Annotated in this window: 11 protein-coding genes and 1 tRNA gene; 9 read left to right on the top strand and 3 right to left on the bottom strand. The window is 62.7% G+C overall.

The features are described from left to right. The first annotated feature begins 81 nt into the window (after positions 1-81). From gdhA to DW180_RS05655, 9 genes are all read left to right on the top strand, one after another. Positions 82-1,437: an NADP-specific glutamate dehydrogenase gene (gdhA, locus tag DW180_RS05695; protein ID WP_118237849.1), complete on the top strand. Its 1,356-nt coding sequence runs from the start codon at positions 82-84 to the stop codon at positions 1,435-1,437. Between the two features lie 155 nt (positions 1,438-1,592). After that, positions 1,593-2,507, top strand: coding sequence for a xanthine dehydrogenase family protein subunit M (locus DW180_RS05690; protein ID WP_118237847.1), 915 nt, complete (start codon positions 1,593-1,595; stop codon positions 2,505-2,507). After that, positions 2,507-5,338: a molybdopterin cofactor-binding domain-containing protein gene (locus tag DW180_RS05685; protein ID WP_118237845.1), complete on the top strand. Its 2,832-nt coding sequence runs from the start codon at positions 2,507-2,509 to the stop codon at positions 5,336-5,338. Before DW180_RS05690 ends, DW180_RS05685 begins: the two co-directional genes overlap by 1 nt. A 140-nt stretch (positions 5,339-5,478) precedes the next feature. Next, positions 5,479-5,562, top strand: a tRNA-Leu gene (locus tag DW180_RS05680). 87 nt (positions 5,563-5,649) lie between these two features. Then, positions 5,650-6,951 (top strand): trigger factor, encoded by a 1,302-nt coding sequence (tig, locus tag DW180_RS05675; protein WP_158570943.1) that lies wholly within the window; start codon positions 5,650-5,652, stop codon positions 6,949-6,951. Positions 6,952-7,115: 164 nt separating this feature from the next. Continuing rightward, positions 7,116-7,736: an ATP-dependent Clp protease proteolytic subunit gene (locus DW180_RS05670; protein WP_022095182.1), complete on the top strand. Its 621-nt coding sequence runs from the start codon at positions 7,116-7,118 to the stop codon at positions 7,734-7,736. A gap of 1 nt (position 7,737) precedes the next feature. Beyond that, positions 7,738-9,144 (top strand): ATP-dependent Clp protease ATP-binding subunit ClpX, encoded by a 1,407-nt coding sequence (gene clpX / locus DW180_RS05665; RefSeq protein ID WP_118237842.1) that lies wholly within the window; start codon positions 7,738-7,740, stop codon positions 9,142-9,144. Between the two features lie 287 nt (positions 9,145-9,431). Then, the gene (locus tag DW180_RS05660; protein ID WP_118237840.1) at positions 9,432-12,128 is read left to right on the top strand and encodes a valine--tRNA ligase; all 2,697 of its coding nucleotides are present in this window, start codon (positions 9,432-9,434) and stop codon (positions 12,126-12,128) included. A 280-nt stretch (positions 12,129-12,408) separates the two neighbouring features. Then, on the top strand, positions 12,409-13,752 hold the full coding sequence (locus tag DW180_RS05655) for a folylpolyglutamate synthase/dihydrofolate synthase family protein (RefSeq protein WP_118237838.1): 1,344 nt from the start codon (positions 12,409-12,411) through the stop codon (positions 13,750-13,752). A gap of 105 nt (positions 13,753-13,857) precedes the next feature. Here the strand turns inward: DW180_RS05655 and DW180_RS05650 are convergent, their stop codons facing one another. The 3 genes from DW180_RS05650 to DW180_RS05640 form a co-directional block, all read right to left on the bottom strand. Further along, a complete protein-coding gene (locus tag DW180_RS05650; protein WP_118237836.1) occupies positions 13,858-14,946 on the bottom strand; it encodes a Xaa-Pro peptidase family protein in 1,089 nt (362 codons plus the stop codon). 553 nt (positions 14,947-15,499) lie between these two features. Next, positions 15,500-15,898 carry a DUF1667 domain-containing protein gene (locus DW180_RS05645; protein WP_118237834.1) on the bottom strand — a complete coding sequence of 133 codons (399 nt, stop codon included), beginning with the start codon at positions 15,896-15,898 and terminating at the stop codon, positions 15,500-15,502. Between the two features lie 4 nt (positions 15,899-15,902). Then, positions 15,903-17,255 (bottom strand): NAD(P)/FAD-dependent oxidoreductase, encoded by a 1,353-nt coding sequence (locus tag DW180_RS05640; protein ID WP_118237832.1) that lies wholly within the window; start codon positions 17,253-17,255, stop codon positions 15,903-15,905.

The following is a 17,255-nucleotide window of genomic DNA, read 5'->3' as shown; positions in this document are numbered from 1 at the left end:
GATATTATCCATACTCGATAAAGCTCGCGGCGCATGGGGCGCCTCGAACGATACTTTTCTTTTCCATCAATTGGAGGAAGCATGAGCTACACGCAGAAAGTTCTCGACGAGCTCAAGGCCCGCTATCCCGAGCAGCCTGAGTTCATCCAGGCCGCGACCGAGATCCTCGGCACCATCCAGCCGGCGCTCGACGCCCACCCCGAGTACGAGGAGGCCGCCCTGCTGGAGCGCCTCGTCGCGCCCGAGCGCATCGTCATGTTCCGTGTTCCCTGGGTCGACGACCAGGGCAAGGTTCAGGTCAACCGCGGTTACCGTGTCGAGTTCAACTCTGCCATTGGACCCTACAAGGGCGGCCTGCGCTTTAACCCGACGGTTACCCTGGGCATGCTCAAGTTCCTGGGCCTGGAGCAGATCCTCAAGAACAGCCTGACCACCCTTCCCATGGGCGGCGGCAAGGGTGGCTCCGACTTTGACCCCAAGGGCAAGTCCAACAACGAGATCATGCACTTCTGCCAGTCCTTCATGACCGAGCTCTATCGCCACATCGGTCCTAACACCGACGTTCCCGCCGGCGATCTGGGCGTTGGCGGCCGCGAGGTTGCCTACCTGTTCGGTCAGTACAAGCGCCTGACCAACGAGTGGACCGGCGTCCTTACCGGCAAGGGCCTCTCCTTTGGCGGTTCGCTCGCCCGTACCGAGGCCACCGGCTACGGCTTGGTCTACTTTGTGGACGAGTACCTCAAGAGCCGCGGCGACTCCTTCGAGGGCAAGAATGTCGTCGTTCACGGCTCCGGTAACGTCGCCATCTACGCGGTCCAGAAGGTCGCCCAGCTCGGCGGCAAGGTGCTCGCCTGCTCCGACACCCATGGCTGGGTCGAGGATCCCGACGGCATCGACTACACCGTGCTCGAGCATGTCTACAACAAGAAGCGCTCTGGCCACGACAAGGGCGTCACGCTCGCCATGTACGTTGACGAGAAGCCCAACGCCGTGTGGCACGAGGGCGACGGCCGCGGCGTGTGGCAGCTGCCCTGCGACATCGCGCTGCCCTGCGCTCGCGAGAACACGCTGCTGCTCGAGGACGCCCAGGCGCTCGTCGCCAACGGCTGCAAGGTGGTCGGCGAGGGCGCGAACATGCCCACGACCATCGAGGCCACGACCTACTTCCAGGAGAACGGCGTCGCCTTTATGCCCGGTAAGGCTGCCAACGCCGGCGGCGTGCTCGTGTCCGGCCTGGAGATGAGCCAGAACGCCGAGCACCTGTCCTGGACCTTCGAGGAGGTCGACGGCAAGCTCGAGCAGCTCATGCGCGGCATGTTCCACAACGTGGACGACACCGCCAAGGAGTATGGCCAGGAGGGCAACTTTGTCATGGGTGCCAACATCGCCGGCTTCCTGAAGGTCGCCGACGCCATGCTTGCCCAGGGCGTCTGCTAAATCTTCGCTCGATATAGCATCGCAGAAGGCTCCCAGTCCTCTTGGCTGGGAGCCTTTTTTGATCCGCATGCGACGGAGGAAAACGGTTCATTTTGTCCCGACACGAGCTGTGCCCCCTCGTTTGGTACACTTAGAGGTACTGGACAAGTGGAGAGATGGGGGAGAACGTGCTCAAGTTCGGTACCTACGTCCGTGTTGGAAACGCGGCCGAAGCCTATGAGCTCTTGCAGAAGAACCGCAACAACAAGATTGTGGGCGGCGGCATCTGGATGCGTCTGGGCTCGCGTCGTGTGGCGACGGCGATTGACCTTTCGGCCTGCGGACTCGATCAGATCGAGGAGACCGAGACCGAGTTTCGCATCGGTGCCATGTGTACCCTGCGCCAGCTCGAGCGCCATGCCGAGCTCAACGCGCTTGTCAACAATGTGTTTGAGTTCGCCGTCCACGACATTGTGGGCGTGCAGCTGCGCAATACCGCCACGGTGGGCGGTAGCATTTACGGCCGCTTTGGCTTCTCGGACGTTCTCTCCGCCTTTCTCGCGCTCGATTCCTATGTTGAGCTGACGGGTGCCGGCCGCGTGCCGCTGGCTGAGTTTGTGAACATGGGCTATGTGCGCGACGTGATCGAGCACGTCGTGGTCGTCAAGCACGACTACCGCGCGAGCTACGAGGCCGTGCGCAAGGCCGCGACCGACTTCCCCTCCTTAAACGTCACCGCCGCCTGGTGGGACAACAGCTGGCATGTCGCCGTGGGTGCCCGCCCGCTGCGCGCGACCCTGCTGCAGGGCGAGGCATGTGGCCTTACCGCCGAGCAGCCTTCCGAGGACGAGCTGCGCTCCCTGGCCACGTCCGTACGCGCGCTGAGCTATGGCACCAACCTGTGGGGCTCGGCCGACTACCGCCGCCGCATCTCGGCCCCGCTGGCGATTCAGGCTGTGCGTCGCGCCGCCGGCATCGAGCTTTCGGCCGCGCTTGCCCGCGAGCTCGAGACCGTGCAAGTGCCTAAGTTTGCCACGGACGAGTATTCCTGCCGCCGCGTGCCCGGCGTCGATTCTAGCGAGGTGCGCTAATGGCTGCTAAACTCATCGATCTTTCCTTTACGCTCAACGGTCGCAAGGTCAAGGTTCAGATTGTCCCCGACACCATGCTCTTTGCGCTGCTGCGCGAGCAGGGTTGCGCGTCGGTGCGCTGCGCCTGCGAAACCACCAACTGCGGCCTGTGCACGGTGTGGCTCGACGGCGACCCGGTGCTGAGCTGCTCGGTTCCCGCCGCGCGTGTCGAGGGCCGCTCGGTCACCACGCTCGAGGGACTCAAGGCCGAGTCTGAGGCGCTTGCCCGCGCGATGGCTGCCGAAGGCGCCGAGCAGTGCGGTTTTTGCGCCCCCGGCCTCATCATGAATGTGCTGGCGCTTGCCCGCGCCGCCAAGGAGGACCCAAGCCTCGTTGCCACTCGCGAGGAGCTCTCGCGCCAGCTGGCCGGCAACCTCTGCCGCTGCAGCGGCTACGAGAGCCAGCTGCGCGCCATCGTCCGCTTCCTCAACGAGTCTGGCGTGCAGGTGGGCTTCGAGATGCCCGAGCTGCCCGTCAACGACACGAGCTCTGACGGTGTCTCCTACAAGCAGATTACCCACAAGCAGCCCAAGAAGGACTCGAAGGCCCTGCTCGAGGGTCGTCCGGTCTACACCGGCGATATGGTGCCCGCCGGCGCGCTCATCGTCAAACTCAAGCGCAGTCCCTATGCCCGCGCCAAGATTCGCTCTATCGATACGTCGCGCGCCCTGAAGGTGCCCGGCGTGGTGGGCGTATACACCTACGAGGACGTGCCCAAGCGCCGCTTTACCATCGCCGGCCAGAGCTATCCGCAGCCGAGTCCCTACGACCGCCTGATTCTCGAGAACCTCGTGCGTTACCAAAACGAAGAGGTGGCGATCGTCGCCGCCGAGACCGAGGAGGCCGCCGACAAGGCGCTCAAGCTCATCAAGGTCGACTATGAGGTGCTGGAGCCGCTGCTCGACTTTACCCAGGCGCTTGATAATGACATCGTGGTCCACCCCGAGGGCGACGTGACCTTTATGTTCCCGCAGGGCGGCGACGTTCCGCGCAACTTGGTATGCAGCGGTACCAGCGATTTTGGCGATCTTGATGAGGCGTTCGCCCAGAGCGACATCGTCTTTGAGCGCACCTACACCAGCCAGGCCACGCAGACCGCGCCCATGGAGACCTTCCGCGCCTTCGCGACGACCGACGCGTTCGGGCGCATCTCGGTGACCACCTCCACACAGGTGCCCTTCCACGTGCGCCGCATGGTCGCGCAGTCGCTCGACATCCCGCAGTCGCAGGTACAGGTCATTAAGCCGCGCATCGGCGGCGGCTTTGGCTCCAAGCAGACGGGCTGCTGCGAGATCTTCGTGGCGTTCGTCACCCAGCAGACCGGCCGTCCGAGCTATTGCTGCTACACCCGCGAGGAGACCATCACTGCGGGCAACTCGCGCCACCAGATGCAGATGACCGTCAAGCTGGGCGCCATGAACGACGGCACCATCACGGCCATCGACCTGCATACGTTGTCCAACGCCGGCGCGTACGGCGAGCACGCCACCACGACGATCGGCCTTTCGGGCCACAAGAGCCTGCCCATCTACAACCACGTGAAGGCGAGCCGCTTTAGCTGGGACGCCGTCTACACCAACACCAACCGCGGCGGCGCGTATCGCGGCTACGGTGCCACCCAGGGCCAGTTTGCCGTGGAGAGTGCCGTCAACGAGCTCGCCGACATGCTGCACATGGACCCCGCCGACCTGCGCCTTAAGAACATTGTGCGCGAGGGCGAGGTCATGCCGCAGTACTACAACGAGAAGCTCAACGCCTGCGCGCTCGACCGCTGCCTGCTGCGCGCGATGGACATGATCGGCTGGCGCGACAAGCCGCTGGCCGTCGACCTGGGCGACCGCGTGCGCGCCCTGGGCTGCGCGCTCACCATGCAGGGCTCGGGCATTTCCAACGTGGATATCGCCGGCATCGACATGCGCCTGGAAGAGGATGGCTTCATTACCATCGGCACCGGCGCTACCGATAACGGCATGGGCGTCGACACGATTCTGGCGCAGATTGCCGCCGAGGAGTTGGGCGTGGAAAGCTCGCTCATTGTGGTGCGAGGCGTGGACACCGACGTGTCGCCGTTCGACGCCGGCTCGTACGCGAGCTCCGGTACCTACGTGACGGGCCTGGCCGCCAAGAACGCCGCGACCGAGCTGCGTGAGAAGATTTGCGCCAAGGCTGCCCAGATGTGGGACGTGGACGCCGCCGACGTGGTCTTCGATGGCCAGTACGTGCGTCTGTCCGACGAGCGTGCCGCCCGCGAGAACGGCCGCTACCTCACGCTGCGCGACTTTGCCAACCTGTGCGTCAAGAACATCGCGGGCGGCGACGCGCTCACCTCGCATGCCTCTGCCTGCCTGCCCGTTTCGCCTCCGCCGTTTATGGCCGGCATTGCCGAGGTCGAGGTCGACAAGGCCACCGGCAAGGTGACCGTGGTGGACTACGCGGCGGCTGTGGACTGCGGCACCGTGATCAACGAGGCGCTCGCGCGCGTCCAGGCCGAGGGCGGCATTGCCCAGGGTATCGGTCACGCGCTCTACGAGATTGTTGAGCACGACGACCGCGGTCGTCTGCGCACCGGCAACTTTATGAGCTACAAGCTGCCCACGCGCCTGGATATCGGCAGCATTCGCGTGGCCTTTGAGCCGAGCTACGAGCCGACGGGCCCGTTTGGTGCCAAGTCGATCGGCGAGGTCGTCATCAACACGCCGCTCGCCGCCGTGGCCTCGGCCGTGGCGCACGCCACCGGCCACCAGGTGCGCTCGCTGCCCATCACGCCCGAGAAGGCCCTGCTGGGGGAGTAGCTGGTCAGCGAACAAGTCGTAATTGGCGGGGCGGGGCAACTCGCCCCGCCAATTGCACTCGTGGTGAGGTCGTGAGCCTATAAAAGGTGTGCGTGCGCTTGTCGCTCGTATCTGCTATCATTCCTAATCTGTGCGCTCATGCGGGCGTGGCGGAATTGGTAGACGCGCCAGATTTAGGTTCTGGTGGGATTCCCGTGAAGGTTCGAGTCCTTTCGCCCGCACCAACGCACCCGCGTCGGCTTAAGCCCTCGCGACGCTTGTTGCATAAAGGTACCAGCACCTCAGATAAGCTGGGCAGTATGAGGAGGAACGTGTTGAACATCACCGCTTCTGACGTCAAGGACGCCAAGCTCACCGCTACGGTCACCATCCCGGCCGCCGACGTCGACGCCGCGATCAAGAAGGCCTACAAGGACACCGCCAAGAAGTACCGCTTCCCGGGCTTCCGTGCCGGTAAGGCTCCCCGTCCGGTCATCGACTCTGCTCTTGGCGCCGAGGCTACCCTCGCTCAGGCCACCAACGACCTGATCGCCGCCAACGAGCCCGCCGTCCTCAACGAGCTGGACATCGTCCCCACCAAGAACGGTGACTACAAGGAGCTCGACCTCGCCAAGGATCACGAGGACTACACCTACACCGTCGAGTTCTCCCTGCGTCCCGCCGCTGAGCTCTCCTCCTTCGACGCCGTCGAGATCGAGATGCCCCCCGCGGAGGTCACCGAGTCCGAGATCAACAACCAGGTCGAGATGCTCCTCAACTACCGTGCCACCTTCGAGGACGTCGAGGGTCGCGCCGTCGAGGCTGACGACTATGTGACCGTCGACCTCAAGGCCGTCGAGAACGCCGATAACTTCGCCGCCGAGGGCCGCATGCTCATCGCCGGTAGCGACAGCAACCCCAAGGAGTTCAACGAGGCCCTGATCGGCGCCAACGTTGACGACGTCAAGACCGTCACCTGGACCGACGAGGTCGAGGAGGGCGAGGAGGCCGAGACCCACACCGTCGAGGTCACCGTCAAGGGCATCAAGGTCCGCAACACCCCCGAGCTCACCGATGAGCTCGTCAAGTCCGACTTTGGCTTCGACAGCATCGACGCTATGCGCGACGCCATCAAGCTCGAGATCGAGCAGGATAAGGCTTCCCGCCTCCCGGCCGAGAAGGAGAACCGTTGCGTCTCCGCTCTCGCCGAGCGCCTACAGCTCGACGAGATGGACGCCGACTACGAGCAGTCCGTCTTTGAGGAGCTTGGCCAGAACTTCCTGTCCAACCTCGCTGCCCGCGGCATGACGCTGGACACTTGGCTGCCCGCTTCCGGCCTGACCATGGAGCAGTTCATCGGTGACCTGCACAAGCAGGCCAACGACGTTGCCCGTGAGTCCCTGGCTCTCGACGCCCTCGCCCGTGAGCTCAAGATCGAGGTCACCGAGGACGACATCAACGCCGAGTTCGAGAAGGCCGGCGTCAAGGACGTCGAGGCTTCCAAGGCCGAGTTCATCGCCGATGGCCGCATGCCCGCCGTCCGCGAGTCCATCCGTCGCTCCAAGGCCGTCGACCACCTGGTCGAGAACGCCAAGGTGACCGAGGTCGACGAGACTGCCAAGGACGCCGAGTAATTCTCGCCACCTTGCCCACGAGCGCATGCGTGCGCCCGTGATGGGGTAAAGTTATAAGCCGGTTATCCGGTTGCTTCGTACGGTGCCAGCCAATGCATAGCATGCGGGCACCGTACGTTTGTCTAGAACCACTATTGGTCCGCAAGAGAGAAATGGAGATGCGTATGATCGCTAAGTTCGATTCCGCCCTCGTGCCATACGTTATCGAGCAGACGCCGCGCGGCGAGCGCAGCTACGATATCTATTCGCGCCTGCTCAACGACCGCATCATCTTTTTGGGCGAGGAAATCAACTCCGTCAGTGCCAACCTGGTCGTTGCCCAGCTGCTGCATCTTGAGAGCCAGGATGCCGAGAAGGATATCTCGCTCTACATCAATTCGCCCGGCGGCGAGGTCTACTCCGGCCTGGCGATTCTGGACACCATGAACTTCATCAAGCCGCAGGTCTCCACCATCTGCGTCGGTATGGCCGCGTCCATGGCCGCCGTGCTGCTTTCGGCCGGCGCCAAGGGCAAGCGCTTCTGCCTGCCGCACTCCAAGGTCATGATTCACCAGCCCAGCGGCGGTGCCCAGGGCCAGCAGACCGAGATTGAGATTGTGGCCGAGGAGATCAAGAAGACCCGTCGCGAGCTCAACCAGATCCTGTCCGACGCCTCGGGCCAGCCCATTGAGAAGGTCCAGGCCGATACCGAGCGCGACAACTACCTGACCGCTGCCGAGGCTCTCGACTACGGCCTGATCGACCGTATCGTTACCTCGCGCGATCTCGCCGCGAAGGACGCCTAGGATGGCAGGTAACATGCAGGACAACTTTGACGAGAACGGCAACCCCATCCGCTGCTCCTTTTGCGGAAAAGAGCAGGGCCAGGTCCGTCGCCTCGTAAAGGGCCCGACCAACATCTTTATCTGTGACGAGTGCGTCGCCGCCTGCTCCGAGATTTTGGAGGAGTCGCTGGCTTCGGACTTTATGGACGCTGCCCGCAACGGCAAGCTGCCGGGCTTCCTCAACGACCACGGCCAGGCTGCATCCCAGCCCGCCGTGGACCCCGAGACCGAGGGCTTTGAGCTCGAGGACGACCGCCAGGTCATCACGCATGTGCCGACGCCGCACGAGATCTATGACGAGCTTTCGGCCTATGTTATGGGTCAGGAGGACGCCAAGCGCGCCATGTCGGTGGCCGTGTACAACCACTATCGCCGCGTGATTGAGGGCGGCGCTGCGGTGTCTGCCTTTGATGACGACATGGGCTCGCAGTTCGATGACGATATGGACGAGGTAGAGCTCGCCAAGTCCAACATCCTGCTGCTCGGTCCCACCGGTACCGGTAAGACCCTGTTGGCCCAGACGCTCGCCCGCATCCTCGAGGTGCCGTTTGCCATCGCCGATGCCACCGCGCTCACCGAGGCCGGCTATGTGGGCGAGGACGTGGAGAACATCCTGCTCAAGCTCATCAATGCCGCCGATGGCGACATTGAGCGCGCCCAGGTGGGCATTATCTACGTGGACGAGATCGACAAGATCGCCCGCAAGGCCGAGAACCTCTCCATCACCCGCGACGTTTCGGGCGAGGGCGTTCAGCAGGCGCTGCTTAAGATTCTTGAGGGCACGGTGGCCAGCGTTCCGCCCACCGGCGGCCGCAAGCATCCCCAGCAGGAGCTGCTGCAGATCGACACGACCAACATCCTGTTTATTTGCGGCGGTGCCTTTGTGGGTCTGGACAAGATCATCGCCGATCGCGTGGGCAACAAGGGCGTGGGCTTTAACTCCGAGATCGCCGGCCCCACCTCGGTCGACGAGAACGACCTGCTGCGTCAGGTGCTCCCGCAGGACCTCAACGCCTTTGGCATGATTCCCGAGTTTGTGGGACGTACGCCCGTCGTCACCCAGACGCAGGCGCTCGACGAGGATGACTTGGTGTCGATTCTGACCGAGCCCAAGAACGCCGTGGTGCGCCAGTACCGTAAGATGTTCCAGCTCGAGGACGTTGAGCTTGAGTTTGAGGACGCGGCCCTGCACGAGATCGCCCGCATGGCGCTCGCCCGCAAGACCGGCGCCCGCGGCCTGCGCGCCATCTGCGAGGACGTGCTCCAGCAGACGATGTTCGACCTGCCCAGCGAGGAAGGCGTTTCCAAGGTCATCGTGACCGAAGCCTCCGTAAAGGGCGAAGAGCAGCCTCAACGTATCTACGGGTAAACCAGCCAAAAACGTGCTTGCAAATAGCCTCCGACCATCCGCGGTCGGAGGCTATTTTATATATACGCAATAACCCCAACTACCTGTGTTATTCTGTGTGGTTGTTTAAGCCTCAGCGAAGTCATATCAGACTGAAGTAATCGATACCTAAGGGGAGGAATGTAGGCCCGATTTTCGTAGATTCCGCACGAGTCGAAGACCACTTAATGTGGTCTTCGAGCGAGCCCAGGACCTGACCGAGCGAAAATCGGGCCTACATTCCTCCCCGACGGGCAAGGGAGAGATATATGGAAGAGATGCCCAAGAACTACGATCCGTCGACCAACGAGCCGGCGATCCTGCAGAAGTGGCTCGACGGCGGCTACTACAAGCGCCGTGAGGGCGTGGGCGACTGCACCGTCACCATTCCGCCTCCCAACGTGACCGGCAAGCTCCACATGGGTCACGCCACCGACGACTCCATCCAGGACGCCATCATCCGTATGGCCCGCATGCGCGGCAAGTCCACGCGTTGGGTGCTGGGTACCGACCACGCCGGTATCGCCACGCAGACTAAGGTCGACAAGAAGCTCAAGAGCGAGGGCATCAGCCGCCTGGAGATCGGCCGCGATAAGTTTGTCGACGCCTGCTGGGATTGGACCCACGAGTACGGCGGCATCATCGTCGAGCAGATCAAGCGCATGGGCTGCTCCGTCGACTTTGATAACGAGCGCTTCACCATGGACGAGGACTACGCCCAGGCCGTGCGCAAGGTGTTCTGCGACTGGTACCACGACGGCCTGATCTACCGCGGCAAGCGCATCGTCAACTGGTGCCCCAACTGCACCACCGCCATCTCGGACGACGAGGCCGAGTATAAGGACGAGAAGGGCCATCTGTGGCACCTGCGCTACCCGCTGACCGAGCCGGTCAACGGCCAGGACTACATCGTCGTCGCTACCACGCGCCCCGAGACCATGCTCGGCGACACGGGCGTCGCCGTCTCCCCGAAGGACCCCGAGAAGGCCGCCTTTGTGGGTAAGACCGTCAAGCTCCCCATCGTCGACCGCGAGATCCCCATCTTTGAGGATTGGCACGTCGATGCCAACTTTGGCTCCGGCTTTGTCAAGGTCACCCCGGCCCACGACCCCAACGACTACGCCATGGGTCAGGCCCACGACCTGCCGCAGATCAATATCTTCGACGAGCACGCGGTGGTCGTCGAGGGCTACGGCGAGTTCACCGGCATGAACCGCGACGAGTGCCGCGAGGCCGTCATCAAGTGGTTTGAGGAGCACGGCCTGCTCGATCACGTCGAGGACCTCGACCACTCCGTCATGCACTGCTACCGTTGCGACTCCGCGCTGGAGCCTTGGCTGTCCGAGCAGTGGTTTGTGGCCGTCGACAAGCTCAAGGGACCGGCGCTCGACGCCGTCAACTCCGGCAAGGTCACCTTCCACCCCGCGCGCTGGACGCAGACCTACACCACCTGGATGGAGAACCTCAAGGACTGGTGCATCTCGCGCCAGCTGTGGTGGGGCCATCGCATCCCCGTGTTCTACTGCGAGGACTGCGGCTGGGAGGACGCCCTCACCGAGGACACCGATGTGTGTCCCAAGTGCGGCGGTCATCACGTGCATCAGGACGAGAACGTGCTGGACACCTGGTTCAGCTCGCAGCTGTGGACCTTCGCCACACAGGGCTGGCCGCAAAAGCCGGAGCTGCTCGAGGGCCATCACCCCACGACGGCGCTCGTCACCGCGCGCGACATCATCGCGCTGTGGGTCGCCCGCATGGTCATGAGCTCGCTGTACTTCTTGGACGAGGTACCGTTTAAGGACGTCGTCATCTACCCGACGATCCTGGCCAAGGACGGCAGCCGCATGTCCAAGTCCAAGGGCAACGGTGTCGATCCCATGGACCTCATTGGTATGTACGGTGCCGACGCCATGCGCTTCAACCTGCTCACGCTGTGCACCAACAACCAGGACGTCAAGTTCGACGCGAACATCGACAAGAAGACCAAGAAGCTCATCGACAGCCCGCGCACTGACCAGGCCAAGTCGTTTGTGACCAAGATCTGGAACGCCAGCCGCTTCCTGCTTATGAACATGGAGGGCTACACGCCCGGCGAGCCCGTCGTGGAGACGCCTGCCGACGCGTGGATGTTCAGCCGCCTGGCCAAGGCTGTCAAGATGGTTACCGAGGGCATCGAGCAGTACACCTTTGGCGATATGGCCCGCGGCGTGCAGCAGTTCTTCTGGAACGAGGTCTGCGACTGGTACGTCGAGGTCACCAAGGCCCGCCTGAAGGGCGAGGGCCGTCTGCAGGCGCAGCGCAACCTGATCTTTGTGCTCGATACCTCCATTCGCCTGATGCACCCGCTTATGCCGTTCGTTACCGAGGAGATCTGGGATAACATGCCGGCGAGCGTGCTCGATCTGGACGCCGAGGGCAACGTGGATCGCGCCGAGGCGCTCATGATCGCCAAGTGGCCCGAGCCCGCCGACTACGCCAAGTACGTCGACGAGCCCGCCGAGCGCGCGTTTGAGCTGTGCCGCACTGTCGTTTCCGCTGCTCGCGCCACGCGTTCGCGCTACCGCTTGAGCCCCAAGGCCGAGCTCGACGTGGTCGTGCGCGCCGGTGCCGAGGATATTGAGAAGCTCGAGAGCCTGCGCTCCACGATTGAGCCGCTGGCCAACACGGCTTCGCTGGTTATGGGTACCGACGTCGAGAAGCCTGCCGCGAGCATTGCCGTGGTCGATAGCGGCGTCGAGGTCTTCGTGGTACTCGAGGGCAAGGTCGATCTTTCGGCCGAGAAGGCGCGCCTGGAGAAGGAGATCGCCGCGGCTCAGAAGGAGCTCGCTGGCTGCGAGAAGACGCTCGCCAACGAGGGCTTTGTGGCCAAGGCCGCGCCCGCGGTGGTCCAGAAGAAGAGGGACCGTGCAGCTGAGCTCAAGGAGATCCTGGTGGCGCTGACTGCTCAGGTTGCTGACTTCTCGTAAGGTTTACTCGGGGGCGCGTCCCGACGCTTTGCTCGCTACTGCGAACAGTCCTGCGCAAGACGGACAGCACATTAAGTGCTGTCCTTTGCGTGCGGAACTTGTATCGAGCAAAGCGTCGGGCCGCTCCCAGTTCGTTTACGTGGTTGTTTGCAACTGGTTAGTTAGGGCCACTTGGTTGTGGTCTTGATTCTGCTGCAAAGCGGTGTTTGGCTGATATTTTGAATGGGAGGGGCTCGTTGTTGCTTGCGGGCCTCTTTTTATGTTGAGGGGACTTTGGTTTATGCCTAAGCGTTCGGGGTCGTATTCTGTGCCGTTCTCGTTTGAGCTGCTTTCGTTTGATGAGGCTGTTGGGCTGGCTGCTGATACGGGGCGGATTTCTGGGGATGCTGGTCCGCTGCTCGAGACGGTTGTCGATATGCTCGATGAGCTTGGGCGTCCGGATGAGTATTTTGATTGCATCCAGGTTGCCGGTACCAATGGCAAGACTTCGACTACGCGTTTTTCGGCTGCTATCCTTCGCGGCGAGGGGCTCAAGACCGCGCTGTATACGTCGCCGCAGCTGGTGCGCTATCCCGAGCGTATGGAGGTTGACGGGCGCGTTGTGAGCGACGAGGCCTTTGCTCGTGGCGTTTCTGCCGCTGTTGAGGCGGGTCGCCGCGTGAATGCGCACCGTGTGGCGGCGGGGGAGCGCGCCTATTCCATCACGCCGTTTGACCTGCTGACGGCTGCCGCGCTTGTCGTGTTTGCCGAGGCCGCGGTGGATGTTGCCGTGCTTGAGGTTGGCATGGGCGGACGCTGGGATGCTACGAGTGCGACCGATCCCGTGGCCGTCGCCATTACGGGCATTGGGCTCGACCACACACGCATTTTGGGCGATACGCTCGAGGCCATTGCGGGAGAGAAGGCTGCGGTTATTAAGCCTGGGCGCCAGGTTGTTTTGGGCGAGGGCACGCATGAGCCGAGCGTTCAGCGCGTAATGGATACGCGCTGCCGCGAGTGCGGTGTGGTGCCGCTGGTGGTGAGCCATTCCACGACCAAGGTACCGGCACATGTGGGCGATACGGTGGAGTTCAGCTGCACCACGCCGCGCGCGATTTATACGTCGAGCATGGTTAAGCCGGCGTATCAGCCGCAGAATGCTGCGTGCGCGATTATGATGTGCGAGGGGTATCTGGGTCGCGAGCTCGATCATGACAAGCTCGATGCGTCGCTTATGGGCTGCCCCACGCCGGGCCGATTTGATGTGCTGGGAACTGATCCGCTCAAGCTGATCGACGCCTGCCATAACCCACAGAGCTGCGAGAACTTTGTGAGCGCGCTGGACGAGATCGATCCGTGCGTGGAGAATCGCCCCACGCTGCTGTGCGCTGCGCTGGCCGACAAGGACGTGGCGGGCATCGTTGACGTTCTGGTTCCGGCGTTCCCACGCGTGGTCGTGACCCAGACCGATTCCGATCGCGCCCTGCCGGCAGATGAGCTCGCTGCCCTGGTGGACGTCGATAAGCTCGCGGGCGTGTACCTCAGCGTGTCCGAGGCCCTCGCGGCCTTCGAGGCCGCGGACGAGCCCTTCGTAGCAGCCGGCACCATCACCCTAGCCGGCGAAGTAGCGGGGCTGCTCCGTTAACCCATCCCCTCATCAGTTGCGGTGAAATAGTTCCTGTTTTTGGGTTCTAACAGCCCATCCAGGAACTATTTCACCGCAACTTAGTTTGGGGACTTGGGGATGAGGTTAGCCTAGGCGGACCGGATCGTGGGGGTAGGCGTTGAGAATCTCGACGCCGGACTCGGTGACCAGGGCCAAGTCCTCGATGCGGACGCCGGTGCGGCCGGGGAGGTAGATGCCCGGTTCGATGGAGAACGTCATGCCCGGTTCTACGACCTGCTCGTTGACCAGCGAGACATCGCCCGGCTCGTGGTCCTGCAGACCGATCGAGTGACCCAGGCGGTGCGTAAAGTACTTGCCGTAGCCAGCGTCCTCGATCACGTCGCGCGCTGTACGATCCAGGTCGCACATGCGAACGCCCGGTGCGATGAGCGCCTCGGCGGCCTCGTTGGCGCGGCGCACGATGTCGTAGATGCGTGCCGTCTCCTCGTCCGGCTCGCCCCAAAAGAATGTGCGTGTCATATCCGAGCAGTAGTTGCGATGACGTCCGCCAATGTCGAACAGCACCACGTCGCCACGTTTGGGCACGGTGTCGTCGGGTTCATGATGCGGGTCGCCGGCGTTGGCGCCAAAGCTCACGATCGGAGGAAAGCTAAAGCCCTCGCAGCCGTGCTTGCGGTACAAGCCGAGCATCTGGTCGGCAATCTCGCGCTCCGTCACACCCTCGTGGACGAGTTTGATGGCGTCGGCCATCACAGCGTCGTTAGCTGCCGAGGACATGCGCATGAGTTCCTGCTCGGCGGCGTCTTTGTAGGTTCGCGCTGCGGTCACGGCAAAATCGCCCAGGAAAAACTCGCTGGCGGCGTGGCGCTCCATGAGCGGCATCAAAAAGCCGGAGCGCATGACGGTGTCGATGCCGAGCGGCTTGGTTGGGTCGATCTCACTCGCGATGGCGTCGGTCACGATATCGGTATCGGTGTGGTAGGCGACGCGGGCATTGTCGTATTCCGGCAGCTGGTGTAGAGCGTTGACTAGGATCACTGGCTCGGCATCGCGCGCGAGCAGCACACCGCAAAACCGCTCGAACATATCGGCATAAAAGCCGGTCAGATAGTAAATCGACCACGGGTCGTTTACGAGCAACTGCGCGCCGGGGTGCTGAGCCTCGAGTGCATCGAGCACGCGCGCCACACGCTGGTCATCGACATGTGCCATGAAACATCCTTTCGCTAGGCTGCCACCATGGTATCCCCAATGCCAGGGTAGTCAATTTGGGACGGGGCTATTTTAGCTACGTCTAACATGCGGAATGATTTTTCTGGGATGGGGATTAAATAATCATTGGGTGCCGAATGATTATTTCAATCCCCGTCCCAGAAAAATCATTTGAGCGAACGTTGGGGCAAAAGTAGTCATAAGAGGCCCGTTCCAAATGGGCTGGTTTCAAAAGTATGGCGGATTACGGGGCTGGACCTGTATTACTTGACCATGGGAAAAATCGTGAAATTAAAACCGCAGGTAGACGGCTTATCAAAAATCGAAAAATGTCGGTATGGATGGGGGCCTCCGAATCAGCCCCGTAATCCGGGGTGGTTTTGAAATGGCACTATAGTAGGCACAAGCTAAATACCGATTCCAAGGATAGTTGCGGTGGAATAGTTCCTGGATGCCGGGGTTTTGGCGGAAATCAGGAACTATTTCACCGCAATTGAGGAGGGGCGGGGTGGATGGCGGGGTAGCTAAAAGAGCGCCGTCCCAAATAAGCTACTTAGGTTGGGTCGATGTCCATGCTGGCGATGAGGTCGATGCCCGTGTTGAGGAGGTCTTCCAGAACGACGTCGCCCATACGGATAGGGGCGTCGATGATTAGGCCTCGGATGAGGTCCATGGCCTGGGCGTGGAGTGCCAGCGGGATGGCTTCGGCCGTGCGTACGGGCAGCAGCGCCTCGTCGCCGCCGGATACGGCCACGGTGGTGGTGAGCACACGCATGGGGCAGGTGAGCTCTTGATGCGCGAACTTATCACCGCGCGGGCAGCTGTTTCCGGTCACGGAGTGCACTTCTACCACGGCGCCGTCTGCGTCGCGCTCCACCTCCACGGTCAGAAGGCATTCGGATGGGCAGGTGGTGCAGTTGAACTGCAGCGTTTCAATCGCGTTTGTGCTCATGACTCTACGCCTCCTCAACGGGGTCGACGGACAGGACAATCTCGTTAACACCCAGGTCGAGTGCGCGCTGAATTACCTTTGCCGGTAGTGGGAAGCTCTCCATTACGCTCGGTTTAAACGGGCGGACCTTGCCTGCAAACATCTCCTCGTCGCCTGCCAGAATGCGCACGCGGGCGGCGTCGACCGGCCGGCGCACGCGGAAGCTGAGCTTGGTGAGCGCCACGGCCGTAATGCGTCCCGGCAGCGCGTATCCCGCAATGCCGGCAGGGGAGACGGTGAGCTCGCAGTCCGCAGCGACGCCCGCGCCGGTTTCCAGCGCGTGCGCCGCTGCAGCTGCGCCAGCCCTCTCGGACTCGGTCGTCACGTTGTCGGCCAGGTCGTGCACGTGCAGCACGTTGCCGCAGGCAAAGATGCCTGGTACGCCCGTCTGCAGGCTCTGGTCCACCACGGCGCCTCGCGTGCGCGGGTCAAGCTCTACACCCGCGGCAACCGAAAGCTCGTTTTCGGGAATCAATCCCACCGAAAGCAGCAGTGTGTCACACGGAGCAACGCGCTCGGTCCCCGGAATGGGCGCTAGGCGCTCGTCGACCTGGCTCACCTCGACGGCTTCCACGCGGTCGTGCCCGATCACGCGCGTGACGGTGGTGGACAGGTGCAGCGGAATGCCAAAGTCGTCCAGGCAGTTCTTAACATTGCGGCGCAGACCGTTGGCGTACGGCATAAGCTCGTACACGCCCTCGACGGAAATCCCCTCGAGCGTGCAGCGGCGTGCCATGATGAGCCCGATGTCACCCGAGCCCAAAATGACGGCGCGCGAGCCGGGTTTGAGGTTCTCGATATTGATGTATCGCTGCGCCAGGCCGGCCGTAAACACGCCGGCGGGTCGGCTGCCGGGAATCTTGATCTCGCTACGGGTGCGCTCGCGGCAACCCATGGCAAGGACGACCGCGCGCCCGGTGAGCTGCAGCATGCCGGTGGGGCTCATGAGCGTGACGGTGTGGGCCGCGGCGTCTTCCGTGGACTCGTCCGAATCAATCCCAAGCACCATGCTATTCAAGAACAGCGCGATGTCGATCGCGCGCACCTGGTCGATAAAGCGCTGTGCGTACTCGGGGCCGGTGAGCTCCTGCTTAAAGTGCGAAAGGCCAAAGCCGGGGTGGATGCACTGGCGCAGGATGCCGCCTAAGTGCTGCTCGCGCTCCACGATGGCCACGCGCGCGCCGGCCTTATGCGCCGAAAGCGCGGCCGCCATGCCGGCGGGCCCGCCGCCGATAACGACCACGTCGAATGCCTGCGTCGACACCGACGCTACGGCTCCTGCCTCTGCGCGTTCGTCGCGCATATCAAGCGTTGCCAT

The sequence above is a fragment of the Collinsella sp. AM16-21 genome, from assembly GCF_003471905.1.
GTDB lineage: Bacteria > Actinomycetota > Coriobacteriia > Coriobacteriales > Coriobacteriaceae > Collinsella.
This window is presented reverse-complemented; position numbering and strand designations above follow the sequence as displayed.

Excerpts from the sequence above, each read along its gene's own strand:
- gdhA (WP_118237849.1), top strand. The coding sequence starts at position 82 with ATGAGCTACACGCAGAAAGTTCTCGACGAGCTCAAGGCCCGCTATCCC.
- DW180_RS05690 (WP_118237847.1), top strand. The coding sequence starts at position 1,593 with ATGGGGGAGAACGTGCTCAAGTTCGGTACCTACGTCCGTGTTGGAAAC.
- DW180_RS05685 (WP_118237845.1), top strand. The coding sequence starts at position 2,507 with ATGGCTGCTAAACTCATCGATCTTTCCTTTACGCTCAACGGTCGCAAG.
- DW180_RS05670 (WP_022095182.1), top strand. The coding sequence starts at position 7,116 with ATGATCGCTAAGTTCGATTCCGCCCTCGTGCCATACGTTATCGAGCAG.
- clpX (WP_118237842.1), top strand. The coding sequence starts at position 7,738 with ATGGCAGGTAACATGCAGGACAACTTTGACGAGAACGGCAACCCCATC.
- DW180_RS05660 (WP_118237840.1), top strand. The coding sequence starts at position 9,432 with ATGGAAGAGATGCCCAAGAACTACGATCCGTCGACCAACGAGCCGGCG.
- DW180_RS05655 (WP_118237838.1), top strand. The coding sequence starts at position 12,409 with ATGCCTAAGCGTTCGGGGTCGTATTCTGTGCCGTTCTCGTTTGAGCTG.
- DW180_RS05650 (WP_118237836.1), bottom strand. The coding sequence starts at position 14,946 with ATGGCACATGTCGATGACCAGCGTGTGGCGCGCGTGCTCGATGCACTC.
- DW180_RS05645 (WP_118237834.1), bottom strand. The coding sequence starts at position 15,898 with ATGAGCACAAACGCGATTGAAACGCTGCAGTTCAACTGCACCACCTGC.
- DW180_RS05640 (WP_118237832.1), bottom strand. The coding sequence starts at position 17,255 with ATGGCAACGCTTGATATGCGCGACGAACGCGCAGAGGCAGGAGCCGTA.